At 64.7% G+C, this 20851-nt stretch carries 21 protein-coding genes; 14 read left to right on the top strand and 7 right to left on the bottom strand.

Annotated elements, in window-relative coordinates; genetic code table 11:
* Positions 1-16: 16 nt before the first annotated feature.
* Genes FJ938_RS18590 through FJ938_RS18580 form a run of 3 tightly spaced genes read left to right on the top strand, consistent with a single transcriptional unit; the run spans position 17 to position 3629 of the window.
* Positions 17-1405, top strand: a complete 1389-nt coding sequence (locus tag FJ938_RS18590; RefSeq protein ID WP_140696124.1) for a pitrilysin family protein — start codon at positions 17-19, stop codon at positions 1403-1405.
* Between the two features lie 2 nt (positions 1406-1407).
* Entirely contained in the window at positions 1408-2769 is a 1362-nt protein-coding gene (locus tag FJ938_RS18585; protein WP_140696121.1) for a pitrilysin family protein, read from the top strand.
* A complete protein-coding gene (locus FJ938_RS18580) occupies positions 2766-3629 on the top strand; it encodes a patatin-like phospholipase family protein (RefSeq protein WP_140611260.1) in 864 nt (287 codons plus the stop codon). The genes FJ938_RS18585 and FJ938_RS18580 overlap by 4 nt, the downstream gene beginning before the upstream one ends.
* A gap of 243 nt (positions 3630-3872) precedes the next feature.
* Here the strand turns inward: FJ938_RS18580 and efp are convergent, their stop codons facing one another.
* Positions 3873-4442: an elongation factor P gene (efp, locus tag FJ938_RS18575; RefSeq protein ID WP_140613495.1), complete on the bottom strand. Its 570-nt coding sequence runs from the start codon at positions 4440-4442 to the stop codon at positions 3873-3875.
* 123 nt (positions 4443-4565) lie between these two features.
* Between efp and epmA the strand changes: the two genes are divergently transcribed.
* Positions 4566-5612 carry an EF-P lysine aminoacylase EpmA gene (epmA, locus tag FJ938_RS18570; RefSeq protein WP_140696119.1) on the top strand — a complete coding sequence of 349 codons (1047 nt, stop codon included), beginning with the start codon at positions 4566-4568 and terminating at the stop codon, positions 5610-5612.
* Between the two features lie 31 nt (positions 5613-5643).
* On the opposite strand, the gene FJ938_RS18565 is transcribed toward epmA, so the two are convergent.
* On the bottom strand, positions 5644-6054 hold the full coding sequence (locus FJ938_RS18565) for a VOC family protein (protein WP_140613497.1): 411 nt from the start codon (positions 6052-6054) through the stop codon (positions 5644-5646).
* A gap of 168 nt (positions 6055-6222) precedes the next feature.
* Between FJ938_RS18565 and FJ938_RS18560 the strand changes: the two genes are divergently transcribed.
* The 6 genes from FJ938_RS18560 to lpxK all read left to right on the top strand — a co-directional run bounded on the left by FJ938_RS18560 (position 6223) and on the right by lpxK (position 11827).
* Positions 6223-7566, top strand: coding sequence for a TldD/PmbA family protein (locus FJ938_RS18560; protein WP_140696117.1), 1344 nt, complete (start codon positions 6223-6225; stop codon positions 7564-7566).
* Positions 7553-8368 (top strand): 3'(2'),5'-bisphosphate nucleotidase CysQ, encoded by an 816-nt coding sequence (locus FJ938_RS18555; RefSeq protein WP_140696115.1) that lies wholly within the window; start codon positions 7553-7555, stop codon positions 8366-8368. The genes FJ938_RS18560 and FJ938_RS18555 overlap by 14 nt, the downstream gene beginning before the upstream one ends.
* A 76-nt stretch (positions 8369-8444) precedes the next feature.
* Positions 8445-8690, top strand: coding sequence for a DUF4170 domain-containing protein (locus FJ938_RS18550; protein WP_140696113.1), 246 nt, complete (start codon positions 8445-8447; stop codon positions 8688-8690).
* A 5-nt stretch (positions 8691-8695) separates the two neighbouring features.
* Positions 8696-9487, top strand: a complete 792-nt coding sequence (locus FJ938_RS18545) for a lysophospholipid acyltransferase family protein (protein WP_140696111.1) — start codon at positions 8696-8698, stop codon at positions 9485-9487.
* Positions 9484-10800 carry a lipid IV(A) 3-deoxy-D-manno-octulosonic acid transferase gene (gene waaA, locus FJ938_RS18540; RefSeq protein WP_140696109.1) on the top strand — a complete coding sequence of 439 codons (1317 nt, stop codon included), beginning with the start codon at positions 9484-9486 and terminating at the stop codon, positions 10798-10800. Before FJ938_RS18545 ends, waaA begins: the two co-directional genes overlap by 4 nt.
* Before the next feature lies 1 nt (position 10801).
* Positions 10802-11827 (top strand): tetraacyldisaccharide 4'-kinase, encoded by a 1026-nt coding sequence (gene lpxK / locus FJ938_RS18535; protein WP_140696106.1) that lies wholly within the window; start codon positions 10802-10804, stop codon positions 11825-11827.
* On the opposite strand, the gene FJ938_RS18530 is transcribed toward lpxK, so the two are convergent.
* Positions 11824-12057: a DUF2093 domain-containing protein gene (locus tag FJ938_RS18530; RefSeq protein ID WP_140696104.1), complete on the bottom strand. Its 234-nt coding sequence runs from the start codon at positions 12055-12057 to the stop codon at positions 11824-11826. The two genes, lpxK and FJ938_RS18530, sit on opposite strands and share 4 nt — an antisense overlap.
* Positions 12058-12169: 112 nt before the next feature.
* On the opposite strand from FJ938_RS18530, the gene FJ938_RS18525 reads away from it, so the two are divergent.
* Entirely contained in the window at positions 12170-12772 is a 603-nt protein-coding gene (locus tag FJ938_RS18525; RefSeq protein ID WP_246673400.1) for a hypothetical protein, read from the top strand.
* Positions 12773-12810: 38 nt separating this feature from the next.
* Here the strand turns inward: FJ938_RS18525 and FJ938_RS18520 are convergent, their stop codons facing one another.
* Entirely contained in the window at positions 12811-13737 is a 927-nt protein-coding gene (locus FJ938_RS18520; protein ID WP_140613505.1) for a LysR family transcriptional regulator, read from the bottom strand.
* Between the two features lie 91 nt (positions 13738-13828).
* Here FJ938_RS18520 and FJ938_RS18515 point away from each other — a divergent pair, with 91 nt between their 5' ends.
* Entirely contained in the window at positions 13829-14722 is an 894-nt protein-coding gene (locus FJ938_RS18515) for a DMT family transporter (RefSeq protein ID WP_140696102.1), read from the top strand.
* 124 nt (positions 14723-14846) lie between these two features.
* Here FJ938_RS18515 and mutL read toward each other — a convergent pair whose 3' ends face one another.
* Both mutL and FJ938_RS18505 read right to left on the bottom strand, forming a co-directional pair.
* Positions 14847-16736 carry a DNA mismatch repair endonuclease MutL gene (gene mutL, locus FJ938_RS18510; RefSeq protein ID WP_140613247.1) on the bottom strand — a complete coding sequence of 630 codons (1890 nt, stop codon included), beginning with the start codon at positions 16734-16736 and terminating at the stop codon, positions 14847-14849.
* A gap of 60 nt (positions 16737-16796) precedes the next feature.
* On the bottom strand, positions 16797-17747 hold the full coding sequence (locus FJ938_RS18505) for a helix-turn-helix domain-containing protein (RefSeq protein ID WP_348640939.1): 951 nt from the start codon (positions 17745-17747) through the stop codon (positions 16797-16799).
* A gap of 126 nt (positions 17748-17873) precedes the next feature.
* Between FJ938_RS18505 and FJ938_RS18500 the strand changes: the two genes are divergently transcribed.
* Positions 17874-18182, top strand: coding sequence for an antibiotic biosynthesis monooxygenase (locus tag FJ938_RS18500; RefSeq protein ID WP_140613243.1), 309 nt, complete (start codon positions 17874-17876; stop codon positions 18180-18182).
* Between the two features lie 82 nt (positions 18183-18264).
* On the opposite strand, the gene FJ938_RS18495 is transcribed toward FJ938_RS18500, so the two are convergent.
* The gene (locus tag FJ938_RS18495; RefSeq protein ID WP_140613242.1) at positions 18265-19167 is read right to left on the bottom strand and encodes a LysR substrate-binding domain-containing protein; all 903 of its coding nucleotides are present in this window, start codon (positions 19165-19167) and stop codon (positions 18265-18267) included.
* A 92-nt stretch (positions 19168-19259) separates the two neighbouring features.
* Between FJ938_RS18495 and FJ938_RS18490 the strand changes: the two genes are divergently transcribed.
* On the top strand, positions 19260-20810 hold the full coding sequence (locus FJ938_RS18490) for a trimethylamine methyltransferase family protein (protein WP_140696100.1): 1551 nt from the start codon (positions 19260-19262) through the stop codon (positions 20808-20810).
* Positions 20811-20851 lie beyond the last annotated feature (41 nt).

The following is a 20851-nucleotide window of genomic DNA, read 5'->3' as shown; positions in this document are numbered from 1 at the left end:
GAGACCGGAGCCATTGATGACACAAAGGGCCGAATGGCTGCGGATGGCACTGCTGACGACGTCGCTGGCCTTTACCATGACCGGCCCGGTGCTGGCCGACGGCCCGGTATTGCCCAATACGGTGCCGGCCGAGTTCAAGGTGACGGATTTCCTGCTCGACAACGGCATGGAAGTGGTCGTCATTCCCGACCACCGCGCGCCGATCGTCACCCATATGGTGTGGTACAAGATCGGCAGTGCCGACGAGCCGCCGGGCAAATCCGGCATCGCTCATTTCTTCGAGCATCTGATGTTCAAGGCGACGACCAATCACGCGGCCGGCGAGTTTGACCGCGCCGTCTCCGATATTGGCGGCTCCAACAACGCTTTCACCTCCTACGATTACACCGCTTTCCACGAGACGGTGGCGCCATCGGCGCTCGAGTTGATGATGAGCTTCGAAGCCGACCGCATGCGCAACCTCGTCCTGACCGATGACGTCATCAAGACCGAGCGCGATGTTATTCTCGAGGAGCGCCGCTCGCGCATCGACAACAATCCGCAGGCGGTGCTCGACGAGGAAGTCGATGCCACGCTGTGGCAGAATCAACGCTATCGCATTCCGGTCATCGGCTGGATGCAGGAGATGGAGCAGTTGAACCGCACCGACGCGGTGGCCTTCTACAACAAATACTACCGGCCCAACAACGCCGTGCTGATCGTGGCCGGTGATGTCGAACCCGACACCGTGAAGGCGCTCGCCGAGAAGACCTATGGCAAGGTGGCCCGCGGGCCGGACCTGCCGCCGCGCGTACGCCCGGTAGAGCCGGAACAGAACACCAAGCGCACCGTCACACTCTCCGATGCCCGCGTCAGCGTGCCTAGTTTTTCGACGCAATGGGTGGTGCCGTCCTACCACACCGCCAAGCCGGGCGAAGGCGAAGCGCTCGACCTGCTGGCCGAGATCCTCGGCGGCGGCAACCGCAGCCGGCTCTACCAGGCGCTGGTGGTCCAGCAAGGCATCGCTTCCAGCGCTGGCGCCTATTTCCAGGGCACCATGCTCGACGACACCAATTTCACCGTCTACGGCGCGCCGCGCGGCGACGCCAAGCTGGCCGATGTCGAGGCCGCGGTCGATGCCGAGGTGGCGCGCATCGCGAGCGACGGCGTCACAGCGGATGAGCTCGAAAAGGCCAAGGACCGCTACGTCCGGTCGATGATCTTTGCCCGCGACAAGCAGGATTCCATGGCCAACATCTATGGCTCGACCCTGGCCACAGGCGGCAACGTGAAGGATGTCCAGCAATGGCCGGACCGCATCCGCAAGGTCACGGCGGACGAAGTCAAGGCCGTCGCCGCGCGCTATCTGGTGCTGGCTCGCTCGACGACCGGCTATCTCTTGCCGCAGCAACAGGCGGGGAATTGACGATGAGCCAGCACCACCATCCTACAAGCGGCGAAGGTAAGGCGCGTGCCGCACTGGCAACCCTCTTCCTCTCCATCTTCTTCCTGATCTTGCCGGCGCTTGCCGCCCGCGCCATGGAGATCGAGTCCGTCACTTCTCCGAAGGGTATCACTGCCTGGCTGGTGGAGGACTATTCCGTGCCGGTCGTCGCCATCCGCTTCGTCTTCGGCGGCGGTTCGACGCAGGATCCGCCAGGGAAGGAAGGCCTGGCCAACCTGATGACCGGCCTATTCGACGAAGGCGCCGGCTCTCTCGACTCGGAAGCCTTCCAGATCAGGTTGGACGATGCCGGCGCCGAGATGAGCTTCGAAGAGACCCGCGACGGCGTCTATGGTTCGATGCGCATGCTGGCTGAACAGCGAGACGAGGCGTTCGACCTGTTGCGGCTGGCGGTCAACGAGCCGCGCTTCGATCAGGCACCGATCGACCGGATCCGCGCCCAAATCCTGTCCGGCATTATCGCCAACGAGAATGACCCCGACACGGTGGCGCAGAACCGCTGGACACGCGCCATCTATGGCGACCATCCCTATTCGCGCTCCGACCAGGGCACGAGGCAGAGCATCGCCGCCATCACGCAAGACGATCTCAAAGCCTTGCACAAGGCGGTGTTCGCGCGCGGCGGTCTGCATGTCGCCGTCGTCGGCGCCATCGATGCCGAAACGCTGAAGAAGAAGCTGGACATGGTGTTCGGCGACCTGCCGCAGAACCAGGCGCTCGCCCCTGTTGCGGATATCGAACCCAAGCTGGCGCAGCGTGTGGAGGTCAATTACGACCTGCCGCAGACCTCGCTCCAACTCGCCTGGCCCGGCGTGAAGCGCAAGGCGGCGGATTTCTTCCCCACCGTGCTGATGAACGAAATCCTCGGCGGCGGCACCTTCACCTCGCGCCTGTTCCAGGAAGTGCGTGAAAAGCGTGGGCTGGCCTACAGCGTCAATTCCTCTTTGGTCAATCAGGACCATGCCAATGCGCTGATCGTCAGCACCGGAACGCGCTCCGACCGTGCGGCCGAGACGCTCGGCATCGTGCGCGACGTCGTCAAGCGACTGGCGGAGGAGGGCCCGACAGAGGCCGAACTTGCGGCGACCAAGAAATATCTGATTGGCGCCTATGCCATCAACAATCTGGACTCCTCAAGCTCCATCGCCGCGACGCTGGTCGAGCTGCAGCTGGACGATCTCGGCATCGACTACATGCAGCGTCGCGCCGGCTACATCAATGCGGTGACGTTGGATCAGGTCAAGGCGGCGGCGCGGAAGCTGCTCTCGGCCGAGCCGACCATCATGGTGGTCGGGCCTCCGCTGGCCGGGGCCGGTAAGGGATGAGTCCGACTTTCGGGATAGCGTTCGGCGGCGGCGGGGCGCGCGGTCTGGCGCATATCCATGTCATCGAGGCGCTGGACGAGCTTGGCATCCGGCCCGTGGCGATCGCCGGCTCGTCGATCGGCGCCATCATGGGCGCCGGCATGGCATCGGGCATGACCGGCAAGGACATCCACGACTATGCCCGCTCGATCCTCGGCCGGCGCGCCGAAGTGGCAAGCCGCATGTGGCGCGCCCGGCCGGGCACGATCGCGGAAGCCATGCAAGGCGGCATCCGGGTCAGCCAGTTCAATGTCGAGCGCATCCTGAAGGCCTTCCTGCCCGAGGCCATTCCCGAAACCTTCGCCGAGCTGAAGATCCCGCTGAAGGTGACGGCGACGGACTATTTCGGCCACAAGCTCGCCGTGTTCGACGACGGTGACCTGCACTCCGCGCTTGCCGCCTCTGCCGCCATTCCCGCGGTCTTTCGGCCGGTGACCCGCGACGGCAGGCTGCTGATCGACGGCGGCATCTATAATCCCGTGCCGTTCGACCTGATCGAGGACGACGCCGACATCATCATTGGCGTCGACGTGGTCGGCGCGCCGGAAGAAGCCGACCGCAAACAGCCGACCTCCGTCGACCTGATGTTCGGCGCCACGCAGCTGATGATGCAGTCGATCATCGCCAACAAGCTGAAACAGTGCCGCCCCGATATATTGGTCCGCCCGGCAGTGTCAAAATACCGCGTGCTCGACTTCCTGAAGATCGATGCCCTGATGAACGAAACGGCCGAAATCAAGGATCGATTGAAGCGGGAGGTGGAGAGGGTTGTGGACGCGCGGGCTGGCAAGAGCGAGCGCGGGAATCGGGTGGCTGGGTAATAGTCAGGTTTTCAGGCCGATACTTACCGGGCGAAACAACGCTCGATGCGATCGACAATCGAGCGAATTGGGGCGGACGTGCGCCATGTCGTGCCGGTTATTCTTGCGGCGACCGCAAGGCGAACGTCAGTCGATCATGACCGTCCTCGGCCGCTTTATCGAAGTCCGCGATACCATCCGCCAGACTAGCAGCGAGGACCGCTTCGGGCCGGCGTCGAGTGCCGGCTAAATCGAACACCGGCCTCAGTCCTTCGCCCGCTCCACATACGAGCCGTCCGCCGTCATCACCACCACGCGGGTGCCGGGAGCGATGTGCGGCGGTACGGTGGTGCGCACGCCATTGGAGAGCAAGGCAGGCTTGTAGGAGGACGATGCCGTCTGGCCTTTGGTCGTCGGCTCGGTTTCCACGACTTCGAAGGTGGCGCGCTGCGGCAGCACCAGCGCGATCGCGATGCCGTTGAACTGAGAGACCTGCACCGGCATGCCTTCCTGCAGGTAGGGTGCCGCGTCGCCGACCACGGCTTCCGATACCGCCACCTGGTCGTAGGTTTCCGGGTTCATGAAGTGATAGCCTTCGCCGTCGGCGTAAAGGAAGGTGTGCTCGCGCTCCTCGACATAGGCGCGCTCCACCTGTTCGGTGGTGCGGTAGCGCTCGGAAACCTTCACCCCGTCGCCGATGCGGCGCATGTCGAGCTGCGTCACCGGGGTGCCCTTGCCTGGGTGGATGTTTTCGGCAAAGAGGATCACATAAAGCTTGCCGTCCTTGTCGACGACATTGCCTTTGCGGAGCGAACTGGCGATGACTTTCACCACGGTTTTAAATCCTGCGAGAGTTGACTGGCGTTTGCCGGCTTGTGCGGCGCTGGATGGGGCCCTAGCGCATCTTGGCGCGAACCGCCAGCCCCCCAGGCGAATCGGCATGCGTTCAATCCGCCCATGACCACCGCTTCGCCCTGGTGGACGCCGCATGTCCATGCCGACCGCCGCCCGCGCCTGATGCTGCGCAACGGCCTCACGGCCGCCCTGCGCGACTGGTTCACCCGGAATGATTTCGTCGAAGTGGAAACGGCGGCCATGCAGGTCTCGCCCGGCAACGAGACGCATCTGGCCGCTTTCGCCACGGAAGCGGTCGGGCCGGATGGCGCTCGCTCGCCGCTTTATCTCCATACCTCGCCGGAATTCGCTTGCAAGAAGCTGCTCGCCGCTGGTGAGCTCCGGATTTTCAGCCTGGGTCCGGTCTACCGCAACCGCGAGCACGGCCCATTGCACCATCCCGAATTCACTATGCTCGAATGGTACCGGGTGGGCGAGACCTATGAGAGCCTGATGCGCGACTGCGCTGATCTGCTGGCGCTGGCCGCGACAAGGGCAGGGACCAGGCGCTTTTCCTTCCGTGGCCGCGATTGCGATCCGTTTGCCGATCCGGAGCGCCTGACGGTGGCGGACGCCTTCATGCGCCATGCCGGCATCGATCTGCTGGCCACGGTCGCCGCCGATGGCGGCACCGACCGCGACGCGCTGTACGCCGCCTTGACCAAGGCCGGCATGCGCACGGCGCCCGACGACAGCTGGGCCGACCTGTTCAGCCGCGTGATGGTGGAAAAAATCGAGCCCCATCTCGGCATCGGCCAGGCGACCATCCTGTGCGAATACCCTGTCGCCGAGGCGGCCCTTGCCCGGCCAAGCCCCAGGGATGCGCGCGTCGCCGAGCGCTTCGAGCTCTACTGCTGCGGCGTCGAGCTCGCCAACGGCTTTGGCGAGCTGACTGACGCGGCCGAGCAGCGACGTCGCTTCATCATCGAGATGGACGAGAAAGAGCGCATCTATGGCGAGCGCTATCCGCTGGACGAGGATTTTCTCGCCGCCCTTGCCATCATGCCGCAGGCCAGCGGCATCGCGCTCGGCTTCGACCGGCTGGCGATGCTGGCGACGGGCGCGCAAAAGATCGAGGATGTGATCTGGACGCCGGTCGCGGCGTCCTGAACGACAGCGCCCGCTGCGAGCCCTCTCGTCCTCAGTGCGCGAAAACCTGCTCCAGCGAGCGAAAGCCCTTGAATTCCAGGGCGTTGCCAGAAGGGTCGCGGATGAACAGCGTCGCCTGTTCGCCCGGCTCGCCCTTGAAGCGGACCATCGGCCGTTCCAGCCAGTCGATGTCGTCGCGCGCTTCCAGCCGGGTCGCCAGGCGCTGCCAGTCGTCCATCAACAGCACGGCGCCGAAATGCGGGATCGGCACGGTGATGCCGTCTACCTTGCCGTCGCTGGCGGCTTGCGCCGGCCGCAGATGCGCCGACATCTGGTGGCCGTAAAGGTCGAAATCGATCCAGGTCGCCGATGAACGGCCGATCGCGCAGCCCAGCACCTCGCTGTAGAAAGTGCGGGTTTCATCGAGATCGCGGACCGGAAAGGCGAGATGGAAAGGCGTCATCGAAGATGCTCCGTACAGGCTGGCGGACTGATTTTGCGTCACTGGGTTCGAGATGGGAACTGCGAACCCTGCATTTTGATTGAAGCCCATGCCATTGCACAAGCCGGACCGGAACAATAGATGGGTGGGCAGCGGCCAGGCTTTGGCCGCAACAGCAGGATCACAGTCATGGCCGACATATCAGACGCAGCAAAATTGGCCGACCGCGTCGCGGCCCTGGTCGAGGCCGCCAGGAAGGCCGGCGCCGATGCCGCCGACGCGGTGGCCGTGCGGGGCCGCTCCACCGGCGTGTCGGTTCGGCTCGGCAAGGTCGAGGCCACCGAATCATCGGAGGCCGAGGACGTCTCGCTGCGCGTCTTCGTCGGCCAGAGAGTGGCAAGCGTCTCGGCCACCGCCGCATCCGATCCGGTTTCACTCGCAGAGCGGGCCGTGGCTATGGCGAAAGTGTCGCCGCAGGATCCTTATCAGGGCCTTGCCGATCCGGCGCTGCTTGCGAAGCAAATTCGCGATCTCGACCTGTTCGACGCCACCGAAGTCTCCGCCGACCAGTTGAAGGAGGCCGCCCTTGCCGCGGAAGCGGCGGCCCTTGCGGTCAAGGGCGTGACCAATTCGTCAGGCAGCAATGCCAGTGCCGGGCTGGGCGGGCTGGTGCTGGCCACGTCGCACGGCTTTCTCGGCCACTATGTCGCCTCGCGGTTTTCGCGTTCTGCCAGCGTCATCGCCGGCGAAGGCACCGGCATGGAGCGCGACTATGAATTCTCCTCGCGCCAGCATTTCGCCGATCTCGATGCGCCTGAAGACATCGGCCGCAAGGCTGGCGAACGCGCCGTGCGCCGCATCGGCGCGCGCAAGGCCGCGACCGGCCCGGTCGATGTGGTGTTCGATCCGCGCGTCGCGCGCGGCATTGCCGGCCACCTTGCCGGCGCCATCAATGGCGCCTCCGTTGCGCGCAAGACCTCGTTTCTGCGCGACATGATGGGCAAGCAAGTGGCCGCGTGCGCGATCACGGTCACCGACGAGCCGCTCAGGCCGCGTGGCCAGGCCTCGCGCCCGTTCGATGGCGAAGGCGTCGAGGGCGAGAAGCTTCTGATGGTCGAAAAGGGCGTGCTCAACCACTGGTTCCTGTCGACCTCGGCGGCGCGAGAGCTTGGCCTCGTCACCAATGGGCGCGGATCGCGCAGCGGCTCTTCCGTGTCGCCATCCTCCACCAATCTCGCCATCGAGCCGGGGGAGCGGTCACCGGAGGATCTGATCAAGTCGCTCAAGACCGGTTTCTATGTCACCGAAGTGTTCGGGCAGGGCGTCGACATGGTCACCGGCGAATACAGCCGCGGCGCTTCCGGTTTCTGGATCGAGAATGGCGCGCTGGCCTATCCGGTTGCCGAAGTCACCATCGCCTCGAACCTGAAGACCATGTTCCTGAACATGGTGCCGGCTGATGACCTCGACCGCAATTTCGGCACGGCGGCCCCAACGCTCCTGATCGAAGGCATGACCCTTGCCGGCGCATGAACTGACCACTGCCGGTGCCCCCTCTGGCGCTATCGGGGATCTGCCGCTGCTGCGCGATGCCGCCCGCGAGGCGGGCCTCATCGCCATGCGTTATTTCGGCAACAGTCCGCAAGTCTGGATGAAGGGCGGCACTTCGCCGGTCAGCGAAGCCGATCATGCGGCGGATGCCTATCTGCGCCGCACGTTGCTGGCGGCGCGGCCGGACTATGGCTGGCTGTCGGAAGAGACGGTCGACGATCCGGTGCGGCTTTCGGCGCGCCGCACCTTCGTCGTCGACCCGATCGACGGTACGCGTGGCTTCCTGGAAGGTCAGCGCACCTGGTGCGTCAGCGTTGCCGTCGTCGAAAACGGACGCACGCTGGCCGGCGTGCTCGAATGCCCGGCGATGAACGAGATCTATTGGGCGTTGCCCGGCCAGGGCGCGTTCCGCAACGGCAAGCGCATTGCGGTGCGCACGCTTGGGGATATGGCCGAGATATCCGGGTTGAAGCAGTTGATCGACCTGGTGCCGCCCGGCTGGCAGAAGCGGTTGATACGGGCGCCCTACAGCCCTTCGCTTGCCTACCGCCTGGCGATGATCGCCAACGGCACGCTCGACGCCACCTTCGTCAAGCCGAACGCGCATGACTGGGACATCGCCGCCGCCGATCTTATCCTGCGCGAGGCGGGCGGCCAGTTGCTCGACCCGCATGGCCGCGCCCCGCTCTACGCCGGCGAGGTGACCCGCCACGGCGCGCTTGCCGCCGGCAGCGGTGATTTGCTGGCGGTGCTCGTCGATGTCATCGCTGGGCTGGATGCCTGAAAGCATTTTCGAAGGTTCCAAAGTCAACGGCTTTGGTCTAGACCTGTCACAAACTCACGATATGTGAAGGACCGACATGGCCGCGGAAGACGGAAAGAAACAGCTTTTGCATCTGGTGTTCGGCGGCGAACTGAAGAAGCTTGGCGGCACGGAGTTCCGCGATCTCGAGGCGCTCGACATCGTCGGCATCTATCCGGACTATCAATCCGCGCATACGGCGTGGAAAGCCAAGGCGCAAGCCAGCGTGGACAATGCCCATATGCGTTATTTCGTCGTTCATCTGCACCGTCTGCTGGACCCCGACAACAAGGTCGTCGGTTGATTTCGATGGAGCATGATCTGGCGAAAGAGCCAGCCGGCGAGGCCGAGTCCGCGGGCAGAGGCCGCAGCCGCACGACCAAGGCCTTCTGGCGCAAGATCCGCGAACCGCTCGCACAGTCGCGATTCGTCAAGAACGCCATTGCCAGCCTGCTCGCGCAGTTCGTGCGGCTGGTTCGCCTGACCAGTCCCCTGGTCGCCGGGTCGGCGCGGTTTTCGGGAGGGGCCTACGCCGAGTTCGAGCCCGGCATCATCGCTTTGTGGCATGGCCAGCATCTTTTGACGCCGGCCTACTATCCCAAGCGCAAACCCCTGGTCGCCATGGTGTCACGCAGCGCCGATGCCGAGCTCAACGCACTAATGCTGGAGAAATTCGGCATCGAGGCGGTGCGCGGTTCGGGCGGGCGTGAAAATGCCAGGCATCTCGACAAGGGTGGGGCCAAGGCACTGATCGCCCTCAAAAAGTCGCTCACCGCCGGCAAGAACGTCGCCATGATCGCAGACATTCCCCACGGCACACCGCGCGACGCGGGGCTTGGTATTGTTCTCCTGGCGCGCCTCTCGGGCCGGCCGCTCCTGCCGGTCGCCATCGCCACCAGCCGCCGCAAGGTGCTGGAGAAGAGCTGGGACAAGACCACCATAAACCTGCCATTCGGCCGTTCCGCGGTAACCATCGGGGCGCCGATCTTTGTGGCCGCGGACGCCGACGACGCCGAAATGGAGCGCAAGCGCCAGGAAATCACCACCGCGCTCAATGCCGCGACGGCCGAGGCCTACCGTCTCGTGGACGGTCCGCGATGAGCGGCCGCTGGGCGCGTGCCATGCTGACGGCATACCGTTTCGCGGGTGCCGCCGCCTATCCGCTGATCGGGCCCTATGTCGCCTGGCGCATCTCGCGCGGCAAGGAGGACCGCAACCGCCGCCGCGAGCGCTATGGAGTCGCCGGCCGCCCGCGCCCCGAAGGGCCAGTTATCTGGATCCATGCCGCCAGCGTCGGCGAGACCATAGCCGTCGTGCCGCTGGTCGAAAGCATTCTCGACTATGGCGTCAACATCGTGCTGACGACCGGCACCGTGACATCGGCCCAGGTTGCCGACGAGCGGCTCGGCGACCGCATCATCCATCAATATGTGCCGCTCGATCTGAAGCCGGCGGTCAGCCGGTTCCTCGATCACTGGCGGCCGGATCTGGCGATCATCGCCGAATCCGAGATCTGGCCGATGACCATCCTCGAGCTTGGCGCGCGCCATGTTCCGCAGGTGCTGGTCAATGGCAGGCTTTCCGACCGCTCGTTCATCTCGTGGAAGAAGCGGGCCAATATCGCCGAGGCGCTGTTCGAGAATCTCGCCCATGTCGTTGCCCAGTCCGATGTCGACGGCGAGCGTTTTCGCGCGCTTGGCGCCCGGCCGGTCACGGTGTCGGGCAACCTTAAGGTCGATACCAATCCCCCGCCGGCCGACGGACGGGCGCTGGCCTCGTTGCAGCGGCAGATCGGCGGCCGCCCGACCTGGGCGGCGATCTCGACCCATGACGGCGAGGAAGTGGTCGCGGCGGAAGTCCACGCGACGCTGCACAAGCGCCACCAAGGCCTGCTGACGATCGTCGTTCCGCGCCATCCCGATCGCGCCGACGCGCTTGCCGCGCAGATTTCAGGCATGGGCCTGAAGGTCGCGCGGCGCAGCAAGGGCGACCGCATCGGGCCCGACATCGATATCCTTCTCGGCGATACGATCGGCGAGATGGGGCTTTATCTCCGATTGACCGAGATCGCCTTCGTCGGCCGCTCGCTGACCTCCGAGGGCGGCCAGAATCCGCTCGAGCCGGCCATGCTCGACACCGCGGTTCTCGCTGGGCGCAATGTGCAGAATTTTCGCGAAGCCTACCAGCGTCTGATCGACAGCGGCGGCGCCAAGCTGGTGCGCGATCGCGATATGCTGGCCGGGGCCGTCAATTTCCTGCTGACCAATGAAGTCGCACGCCACGAGATGATGGCCGCTGGAGTGGCGACCGTCGATGAGATGCGCGGCGCGCTGGCGCGCACGCTGAAATCGCTTGAACCCTATATCCAGCCGCTGGTCATCAAGTCGCGCCTGAAGGGCGCGAACGGTCGTTAACGTGGCTTCCGAAGCACCGCCATTCTGGTGGGAAAAGCCGGACTGGAAAGTCCTGGCACTGTCGCCGCTGTCGGCCGTCTATGCACTGGTTGCCGGCCGCGGCATGCGGCGGGCCCGGCGCGAGAAGATCGACGCGCCGGTTCTGTGTATCGGCAATTTCACCGTCGGCGGCACCGGCAAGACGCCGGTCGCCATCGCGCTCGCCGAGCAGGCCAAGCGCATGCATCTGAAGCCTGGTTTCCTGTCGCGCGGCCATGGCGGCTCCTTTGCCGAGCCGCACGTCGTCGATGCCAGTCACGACAGCGCCAAGCATGTCGGCGACGAGCCGTTGCTCCTGGCCGAACACGCCCCCGTCGCGGTAACGCCGAACCGCGCGGCCGGCGCCCGGCTGCTGCTGGAAAGGCATGGCTGCGATTTCCTGATCATGGATGATGGCTTTCAGAGCGCGCGCATCCACATCGACTATGCGCTGGTCGTGGTCGATGCCCGCTATGGGATCGGCAATGGCCGCGTCATTCCGGGCGGACCGCTTCGGGCCAAGATCGTCGACCAGCTGGTCTACACCAGCGGGCTGTTGAAGATGGGCGAGGGCACCGCGGCCGACATGGTGGTGCGCCAGGCGGCCCGCGCCGGCCGCCCGATCTTCGAGGCTCACACGAAGCCAAGCAGCAAGGCTGGCCTTGGCGGAAAGCGGTTCCTCGCCTTCGCCGGCATCGGCCATCCCGACAAATTCTTCGACACGGTGCGCCAGGCCGGCGGCGAGGTGGTTCTCTCCAGGCCATTTCTGGATCATCATTTTTACGCCGAGGACGAACTCGCCGAACTGGCGGCGACGGCGCACGCCGAAGGCCTCGGCCTCATCACCACGTCCAAGGACGCCGCCCGGCTGCGCCACGGCGCCTCGCAGGAATTTCTCGGGCGTCTCGACGTGCTGGAAATCGACACGGTGTTCGAGCTCGACCATGTGCCCGAGCGCATCATCGAGGAAACGCTCGATGCCTGGCGGCAGCGCAGGTTGAGAGCCTAGCCGCGCTTGCGTATCTCTGGGTGCACCTCGATTTCGCGGCGCAGCGAGGCGGCGGCGTTGGCGTAGGGCTCCTGCCTGGCGACGCTCCAGTATTTCAGCTCGTCCAGGGGGATGCTTTCTCCCGTCACGGCGCAGCGCACGAACGAGCCGGGACTGGTGACCTGGAAATCGCCATCGAGGTAGCGGATGCGGGCTTCCTTGCCGCCCGGGCCTTCGAAACGGTTCATCATGCGGTGGTGCCGAGGTTCATGCAGATTTCATCGCCACAAATCGCCGTCCAGGTCAAGCATCCGACAAGCCTCGGACAATGCTGATCCGTTACGAGATGCTGGAAAAGCGCTTTTGTGGGGCACGATGGATATTTCTACCGCCCGCCTGGCTTCCCTGCTCAAGGAGGCAATGACGCCGCCACCCGTGCCTTTGGCGAAGGCCGATCCGGTCAGGACGGCATTGGTCCGGGAATTGGTCCAGCCTCCGGTGGCATCCCTGTTCGCGCAGCGGACGGCACCGGCGCTGTTGGCGATGCCCGCGGCGCCGGCGGCCGCCAAGTCGCAGCAGATTGCTTCGGCTGGCATCGTCGAAGCCTATATGGCGCAACTCGACGCGAGGGACGAAGCGGCGCTGACAACAGTCGTGGCAAGGAAAGCGGCGCCTGAAGCCGAGTCGCAGCAGCGAGGCTTCTCGCCGTCTTCGGCAACGGCCAACGACAACACTCCGGCCCGAGCTGTAAGCTTGTCACTGCTGTCGCTTATCCCGCCGCAGGGTCCTGTCCCGCGCAACGCCGCCGCCCTGGATGCATCGGCAGGCCGGCGACAGCCTGCCAATCAATCCTATGGAGCGGCGCCGAACCCTGACCGGCTGCTGGTGAAGATTGGCTTTGTTTCGATAATGGCCGCTTTGCTGGGAACCGGGATCGTCGGGTTCATCCTGCTGCTGCTTCGCTGAACCGCGAATCGGCGGGTGCTCGGGAAAGGCGGCCAAGCCTATCGCTCCGCCTCGATGAACGCTTCGATCTTTTCCGGCGCCAGTCCGGCCTGCTGCGCGATGCGGCGGGCAAGGTCCGCCGCTGCGGTACGTGGCCGCCCGATCGGCCGGTCGAGCCAGTAGGACACCGGATTGAGCGCGGTGCGCTCGTCGACCGCGGTGATGCGGCCCGACATCAGCTGATGCCCGCTCAGCGGCGGACGCGCCAGCGCGATGCCGAGCCCATAGGCGGCAGCGTCGAGCACCAGATTATAGTCCTCGAAACGTCGGTCCTGCGGGCGCGGCCGATAGTCCATCCCTTGCGCCGCGAACCAGGCGCGCCAGCCGGAGGCGTCGGAATCATTGATCAGCGGAAATCCGAGCAGCCGGGCGGGGTCGCCGCTCCCAATCTCCCGTGCCAGCTCGGGCGAGGCGACGGGGAAGACATGCTCCTCGAAAAGTTCTACCGAGACGCGGCCCGGGATGCCGCCGCGGCCGCAGCGGATCGACAGGTCGATGCCTTCATCGGCAAGATCGGCCTGGCGGACGTCTACATCGAGAACGATGCGCAGCCTGGTGGGATTGTTTTCCAGTGCCGCCATGCGCGGCATCAGCCACAGCCCGCTGACCGAGGGGATCGAGGTCAGCCGCACCACCGCCGTTCCGCGCGGCTCGGTCCAGCGGTCCGAATGGCTCGATATTAGGGCGAAGGCTTCCGATGTCCGCAGATGCAGCCGGTTGCCTTCGATCGTCAGCGTCACGCCGCGCGCGCCGCGATCGAACACTTTCAGCCCCAGCCAGCCCTCGAGCTTGGCGATCTGCCGGCTGACGGCGCCATGGGTGATGTTGAGCCTTTCGGCGGCTGCCGAAAAACTGCCGGTCCGCGCCGCCGCATCGAAGGCACGCAGCGTTTCGAGCGGCACCATCGCCTCTGAGCTGTGATCCATGCTCACAGGTGATCCTCGATTTGGTCGTTTGTCAATAAGCGAGAAAAGGCGTTTTGTGGCTTTCAGAATGGAAGAGCACCGGGACCGTGAGATGAGTGCGACGACAGGCACGTTGAATTCGACACAGCGGATGGACAGCACCGCAGCCATCGCCGTTGCGCTGACCGTGGTCGGCTGGGCATCCGCTTTTCCGGCCATCCGTGCCGGCCTTGCCGCCTTCCAGCCGCTGGAGCTTGGGGCGCTGCGCTTTGCCATCGCCGCCGTGCCGGCGGCGATCTTCCTTGCCGTCAAGCGCCCGGCGCTGCCCCGAATCGGCGAGTTGTGGCGCTTCACCTTTGGTGGCGTCGTCTTCGTGGCGCTCTATACGGCGATGCTCAATTTCGGCGAACTGACCGTCTCCGCGGGTGCGGCCGGCTTCATCATCAATGTCAGCCCGATCTTCACCGCCATCATGGCGATGGCGCTCCTGGGCGAGCGTTTCTCCGGCATGGCCTGGGTCGGCACGGCCATTTCCTTCGCCGGCATAGGCATCATCGCCGTGGCTGACGGCCATGGCCTGCACTTCAACGTCGGCGCGCTGCTGGTGCTAGGCTCCGCGCTCTGCTCGTCCGTCAACACCATCGTCCAGAAGCCGCTTTTTGCGCGCCATCATCCGCTGACCATCTCGGCCTCCAACATGGTGCTCGGCGCGCTCTGCCTGTCGCCCTTCCTACCCACGGCTCTTTCGCAGGCGACGGTCGCCAACACGGCCGGGCTGGGCGCCGTCATCTTCCTTGGCATCGTGCCAAGCCTGATTGCCTACGCGGCCTGGGCGACGGCCCTGTCGCGTCTGCCGGCGGCGCGTGCTTCGAATTTTCTCTACCTTGTCTCGCCGATGTCCGCCCTGATCGGCTTCTTCTGGCTGGGCGAAGTGCCGACGCTGCTCGGCATCCTCGGCGGCGCGCTGGCGCTCGGCGGCGTCATCGTTGTGAATTTGAAGAGGTAAGACAAAGAGTTGGAGCCATTTGCGGACTCAAGATCGCAAGCCGCCACGATCACTGGTTGATGCAGACACCCGCCAGCCGGATGGCTATGCTGAGCCGGCAGCCGTCGGCCGCCGCTGGGCAAAATCACCGCCGCCCGAACAGCCTCTCGATATCGGCCAGCTTGAGCTCGATATAGGTCGGACGGCCATGGTTGCAGGTGCCGGAACCCGGCGTCGCCTCCATCTGGCGCAGCAGCGCGTTCATTTCCTCGGCCTTGAGCAGCCGGCCGGAGCGCACCGAACCGTGGCAGGCCATGGTCGCGGCTATTCTGTCCAGCCGTTCCTTGAGCGTGTCGACCGTGTCGTTGTCGGCGATCTCGTCGGCAAGGTCGCGCACCAATTGCTGGACGTTGGTTTCGCCCAGCATCGACGGTGTTTCGCGCACGGCAACGGCGCCCGGGCCAAAGCGCTCGATGCCGAGGCCGAAGCGGGCGAGCGTTTCGGAGTGCATGGCCAGCCGTTCGGCGTCCTCCTCCGGCAGATCGATGATCTCCGGCAGAAGCAGGATCTGCGAGGGCGCGGCACGCGAATGCAGCGCGTTCTTCAGCGCTTCGTAGACCAGCCGCTCATGCGCGGCGTGCTGGTCGACGATGACGAGTGAATCCCTTGTCTGGGCAACGATGTAGTTTTCATGCACCTGGGCTCGTGCCGCACCGAGCACCGTGCCAAGCAGCGTCTCTGTCGCTTCACTCTGCCCTGCGCGTGTATCGGCGCTCGCAAGTGTGCCGGTATCGAACGCCGCCTGGTCGGGTTCACCAAAGCCGCCGTGCCTTGCGCTGGCGCGTTCAAAGCCCGAGCCTTCGAGTTGCATGTCGAGCGGCCGCAGCGGCGAGCGTGAAGGGTCGAAGCCTGCTGGACCGGAGGCTCGGTAAGCCGCTTCGTAGCTGCGATGGCCGTTGGCCGGGCCGCCGTGATCATAGGATGCGGCACCTGGCCGGAACGCCGCCATCATGCCCGCAGCGCCGGTGGTGGCTGAGCGGATACCCGCCTCGGCCAGCGCCTGCCGAATGGCGCCGACGATCAGCCCGCGCACCAGGCCCGGATCCCGGAAACGCACATCGGCCTTGGCAGGGTGCACATTGACGTCGACAATGGCCGGATCGAGCGACAGAAACAGCACCGTCACCGCGTGGCGGTCGCGCGGCAGGACATCGGCGAAGGCGCCGCGGATGGCGCCGGCAATCAGCTTGTCGCGCACCGGCCTGCCGTTGACATAGGCATATTGCTGCAGCGCGTTGGCGCGGGTGAAGGACGGGATCGAAACATGGCCGGTCAGATGCACGCCTTCGCGCATCGCATCGATGGCAATGGAATTGTCGGGAAAGTCGGCGCCCATCACCTGGGCGACGCGGCGCAGGCTGCCTTCCGGACTGTCGTCGGTCGCCGGCAATTCCAGCGTCGAGCGGTCGGAACCGGCCAGCGTGAACCGAACGGCGGGGAAGGCGATGGCGATGCGTTTGACCACGTCGCTGGTTGCCGAACTTTCGGCACGCTCGCCCTTCATGAACTTGAGCCTTGCCGGCGTCGCGAAAAACAGGTCGCGCACCTCGACCGTCGTGCCGCGATTGGCGGCCGCCGGCTTGACGGGCAGGACGCGGCCGCCCTCAATGCCGATTTCCGCGGCGCTGTCGCCGAAAGCCGTGCGCGACCGGATCGACAGCCGCGACACCGAACCGATCGATGGCAGCGCTTCGCCGCGAAAGCCGAGCGAGCGGATGTCATGAATGTCCTCGGCGAGCTTGGAGGTGCAGTGACGCGCGATTGCCAATGAAAGCTCTTGTTCGGGGATACCGGAGCCGTCATCGGTGACGCGGATCAGGTTCAGCCCGCCGCCTGCGGTAACGACCTCGACGCGTGATGCGCCGGCATCGAGCGCATTCTCGACCAGCTCTTTGACCACGCTCGCCGGACGCTCGATGACTTCACCGGCGGCGATCTGGTTGATCATTGTTTCGGAAAGCTGGCGGATAGGCATGCGGCGATTATAGGCGGATTCGACACCCATGCGAGAGGGCAGAATCTTGCGGATGATGGATCAGTTCGTGGCGCGGATTTCGCGCACGCCCTTGTGCAGCCGTCGCCGTAGCAGATTGCGCAGCGTCACCCCGTCGCCGTAGCCGACCTTGGCAGCAATATGGTCGACGCTGTCGGACGTCGTCTTCAAGAGATGCACCGCTTGCTCGACACGGAGATCCTGGAAATAGGACAGCGGTGTCTTGCCGAGCACGTCGTTGACGCGCCGCGACAGCGTACGCTTGCTGGCGCCAAGGGCTGCGGCTGCCTCATCGAGACTGAAGCCAACCGCAAGATGCTCGCGCGCCCAGCGCTCGAAGCGCTCGACCAGCGGGTTCGAATGGGCGAGGTGGTCTGAGATGGCATAGGCTGATTGCAGCGGCCGGCTGTCGACGATCAGGTATTTCGCCGTCAGCGCCGCCAGTTCCGGGCTCGTCTGCCGGACCACCATCAGAGCGAGGTCGATATGGCCGAGTGCTGCCCCGGCGGTGACGAACTGCCCGTCATTGACCAGCATGCGCGCCGCGTCGAGCCGCACTTGCGGGTAGCGCTGCCTGAACATCGGTGCCAGCCACCATGTCGTGGTTGATGGCCGCCGGTCGAGCAGGCCGGTCTCCGCCAGCACAAAGGTGCCGATGCAGGCCGCACCAATGCGAGCGCCGGTTTCGGCGGCACCGCGCAAGGCTGCTACCGCGTCCGCGATATCCGGCCTGAGCAGCGCTTGCCCGAGCGGCTCAGGCATCTTCTGGCCGAGTGCTGGAATGAGCAGCCAGTCCGGCGCCGCCTCAGAGCCGATCCTGGTCACCGGCACTTGCAGGCCTTGACCGGTAAGCACCGTGTCCCTGACGCCGACAATGGCCGTGCTGAAGTGGGCAGGCGGGGCCGGTAGCAGGCCGGCCAGTTCGTTGGCGGTGCCGAAAACGTCGAGCACGGCGGCGAGGCCGGTATCGAAGGCGCCGTCGAGAACAAGCACGGAAATATTCATGGCAACAATGATATCAAAGATGTCATTTTTGCCAATACGGTTTTCGCATCATTCCTGCGAGGCTTGATATCGACGGTCGGTTCGGCCGCAGGAAATATCAACAGGAGAAGTCAGATGATCAAGCTCGCACTGTTCGCACGCTTCGAAGCCAAGCCCGGCAAGGAGAAGGACGTCGCCGCATTCCTGAACGTGGGATTGCAGATGGCCAACCAGGAAGCCAAGACACCGATCTGGTTCGCGTTGCAGCTTTCGCCAAGCGTCTTTGGCGTCTTCGATGCCTTCCATGACGAGACTGGGCGGCAGGCGCATCTCACCGGCGAGATTGCCAAGGCGCTGATGGCCAATGCCGAAGCGCTGTTCGTCGGCCCGCCGACCATTGATAAGATCGACGTCCTTGGCCTGAAGAATGACGGTTCTGTCTGAACTGCTAACGGGCAACGACATGCATCAAAACAAAGACTTAAAGCACCGCAATCCGGCTGCCGGGTTGCGGTGTTCGGCTGCCTCACGCCTGCGCCAATAGCCAATCCCTTACCTTGCGCGCATTGTCGCTGAGCTCGCGGTTCTTCGGCCAGATGACGTAGAACGCCGTGCCCGTCTTCATCACGTGGTCCGTCACCGGCACCAGCAGCCCGGTCGACAGCAGCCGCTCGACAAGGTGGCGCCAGCCGAGCGCGATGCCTTGCCCTTCCATGACGGCCTGGATCACGATCGCATAATCATTGATGCGCAAGCCACGCTCGGCATTGCGCAGGCTGGCTCCGGCCGACTGGAACCATTCGTCCCAATTAGGGGCCTCGCGATAGGGCTCCTCCAGATGGATAAGGCGATGTGTCGCCAACTGCTCCACGGTCTCAGGCCGGCCGAATTTGGCGAGGTAGCTGGGGCCCGCGACCGGAAAAATCTCTTCATCGGAAAGCGACAGCGAATGATAGTCCGGCCAGTCGCGTGGCACGCCTCCACGCACGGCGAGCGGAATGCCTTCGGCGATGATGTCGAGATCGCGGTCGCCGGTCTGGATGCGAAGGTCAATGCCCGGCAATTCGTCGCGAAACCGCTGCAGGCGCGGCATCATCCAGAACGAACCGAAGGCCGTCGAGGCGGCAAGCGTCACATGGCCGCCGGTCGCCTGCAGGCGCAGGTCCTCCGCCGACTTGCGGATGTGCGAAAGGCCAAGCGAGACATCGGCATGAAAACGCTCGCCGGCCTCGGTGAGGCTGACCTGGCGATGGCGGCGCTGGAAGAGCTGGGCGCCAAGCTGTTCCTCCAGGCCGCGCACCGCATAGGAAACGGCAGCCTGGGTCATGCCGAGCTCGCGCCCGGCGGCGGTGAAGCTCGACAACCGGCCCGCAGCCTCGAAGACGATCAGGCTGCCGGCGGACGGCAAGAGGTGGCGCAGGCTTCGCATAAGCACAGCTTATACAAGAGATCAGGATTTTCCAGCGTCACAGCCCCTTTTTGTCTGATTAGGCTGGCAGCCAAAAGAGGAATGGAGTTGCCATGAACGCGCCGGCCGCTGAATTGACCGAATCGACACACCGCCGTGGCGGCGGCCGTCTCGGGCGCAAGGCGCTCCGCAGCGCGCCGATTGCCTCTTTTCCGACTCTGGTGCGGCAGATTCCCGTCTATCAGATGGTCCCGGACGAGGCGGTGGAGCTGATCCACGAAGCTTCGCTCTCCATCCTCGAAGAGGTGGGATGCGAATTCCGCGACGATGAGGCGATCGCCATGTGGAAGGCGGCCGGAGCGGACGTTTCCGAGACGCGCGTCCGCATCGACCGCGCCCTCCTGATGGAACTCGTCTCGAAGGTTCCGTCGGAGTTCACGCTCAATGCGCGCAATCCGGAGCGCACGGTGCGCGTCGGCGGCAACAATTCGATCTTCGTGCCGATGTACGGCGCGCCCTATGTGCGTGATCTCGACAACGTCAGGCGCTACGGCACGCTGGCCGACCTCAACAACTTCCACAAGCTCGCCTACATGGCGCCGGCGCTGCACTCTTCGAGCTCGATCATCTGCGAGCCGATGGAAATTCCGGTGCCGAAGCGCCACCTTCATATCATCCATTCAGCGCTGAAGCACTCCGACAAGCCTTTCATGGGCATCGTGACGTCAAAGGATCGCGCCGAAGACACGATGGCGATGGCCGGCATCGTGTTCGGCGAGGACTTCGTCCGCGACAACCCGGTGCTGGTGTCGATCACAAACTGCAATTCGCCGCTGGTGTGGGACGCCACCATGCTGGACGCCATGAAGGTCTATGCACGTCACAACCAGCCGCTGATTCTCGCGCCCTTCGCCCTCTGCGGCGCCTCGACCTCGGCTTCCGCCGTCGGCGCGGTGGCGCAGGTCAATGCGGAAGCATTGGCCGGTGTCGCCTTCACCCAGTTGCTGCGTCCGGGTTCGCCGCAGATCTACGGGCAGTTCATGGTGACGGTGGACATGAAGACCGGCGCTCCGATGGGCGGCACGCCGGAGGCCGCGCAGATGATGTATCTGATGGGAGCCCTGGCGCGGAAGTACCGGCTGCCGTGGCGCACATCCGGCTTCCATGTCGGGTCGAAGCTGAACGATGCCCAGGCGGGTTACGAGGCGAACATGCTCATGCATGCCGCCATTCTTGCCGGCGCCAACTACATCTGGCACTCGGCTGGATGGCTCGAGGCTGGTCTCGCCTGCGGCTATTCGAAATTCGCCACAGACTGCGAGCAACTCGTCGGCTGGTACAAATATGCCGGCGGGCTCTCCTTCGACGACTTCAAGGACGCGATGGCGGCGATCCGCGAGGTGGGGCCGCAGGGTCATTTTCTCGGCACCCAGCACACGCTTGACCATTTCGAGCGGGCTTTCTTCATGCCCAGCATCATGGACTTCAATTCGTACGAACAATGGAATGCCGAAGGGGCAAAAGACCACGATACGCGTGGCCGTGACAAAGCGCGCAACATGCTGGCCGACTACGAGGAGCCGAAGCTCGACGAGGGCATCGCCGAGGGTCTCGCGGATTTGATCGCGCGGCGCGAGGAGAAACTGCCAGACAGCGTTAGTTGATAGAACGGGCGAAAGACCCGACGGAACCAATGGGAGAAGAA

This window comes from Mesorhizobium sp. B2-4-14 (assembly GCF_006442155.1).
Taxonomy (GTDB): domain Bacteria; phylum Pseudomonadota; class Alphaproteobacteria; order Rhizobiales; family Rhizobiaceae; genus Mesorhizobium.
Note: the sequence above shows the minus strand (reverse complement) of the source record. Positions and strands in the feature narration are given on the sequence as shown.

Coding starts and splice junctions, on each gene's coding strand:
- FJ938_RS18565 (WP_140613497.1), bottom strand. CDS start 6,054: ATGACGCCTTTCCATCTCGCCTTTCCGGTCCGCGATCTCGATGAAACC.
- FJ938_RS18560 (WP_140696117.1), top strand. CDS start 6,223: ATGGCCGACATATCAGACGCAGCAAAATTGGCCGACCGCGTCGCGGCC.
- FJ938_RS18580 (WP_140611260.1), top strand. CDS start 2,766: ATGAGTCCGACTTTCGGGATAGCGTTCGGCGGCGGCGGGGCGCGCGGT.
- FJ938_RS18530 (WP_140696104.1), bottom strand. CDS start 12,057: ATGATGAACCGTTTCGAAGGCCCGGGCGGCAAGGAAGCCCGCATCCGC.
- FJ938_RS18550 (WP_140696113.1), top strand. CDS start 8,445: ATGGCCGCGGAAGACGGAAAGAAACAGCTTTTGCATCTGGTGTTCGGC.
- FJ938_RS18545 (WP_140696111.1), top strand. CDS start 8,696: ATGGAGCATGATCTGGCGAAAGAGCCAGCCGGCGAGGCCGAGTCCGCG.
- mutL (WP_140613247.1), bottom strand. CDS start 16,736: ATGCCTATCCGCCAGCTTTCCGAAACAATGATCAACCAGATCGCCGCC.
- FJ938_RS18490 (WP_140696100.1), top strand. CDS start 19,260: ATGAACGCGCCGGCCGCTGAATTGACCGAATCGACACACCGCCGTGGC.
- FJ938_RS18520 (WP_140613505.1), bottom strand. CDS start 13,737: ATGGATCACAGCTCAGAGGCGATGGTGCCGCTCGAAACGCTGCGTGCC.
- FJ938_RS18515 (WP_140696102.1), top strand. CDS start 13,829: ATGAGTGCGACGACAGGCACGTTGAATTCGACACAGCGGATGGACAGC.
- FJ938_RS18495 (WP_140613242.1), bottom strand. CDS start 19,167: ATGCGAAGCCTGCGCCACCTCTTGCCGTCCGCCGGCAGCCTGATCGTC.
- waaA (WP_140696109.1), top strand. CDS start 9,484: ATGAGCGGCCGCTGGGCGCGTGCCATGCTGACGGCATACCGTTTCGCG.
- FJ938_RS18500 (WP_140613243.1), top strand. CDS start 17,874: ATGATCAAGCTCGCACTGTTCGCACGCTTCGAAGCCAAGCCCGGCAAG.
- epmA (WP_140696119.1), top strand. CDS start 4,566: ATGACCACCGCTTCGCCCTGGTGGACGCCGCATGTCCATGCCGACCGC.
- FJ938_RS18590 (WP_140696124.1), top strand. CDS start 17: ATGACACAAAGGGCCGAATGGCTGCGGATGGCACTGCTGACGACGTCG.
- FJ938_RS18585 (WP_140696121.1), top strand. CDS start 1,408: ATGAGCCAGCACCACCATCCTACAAGCGGCGAAGGTAAGGCGCGTGCC.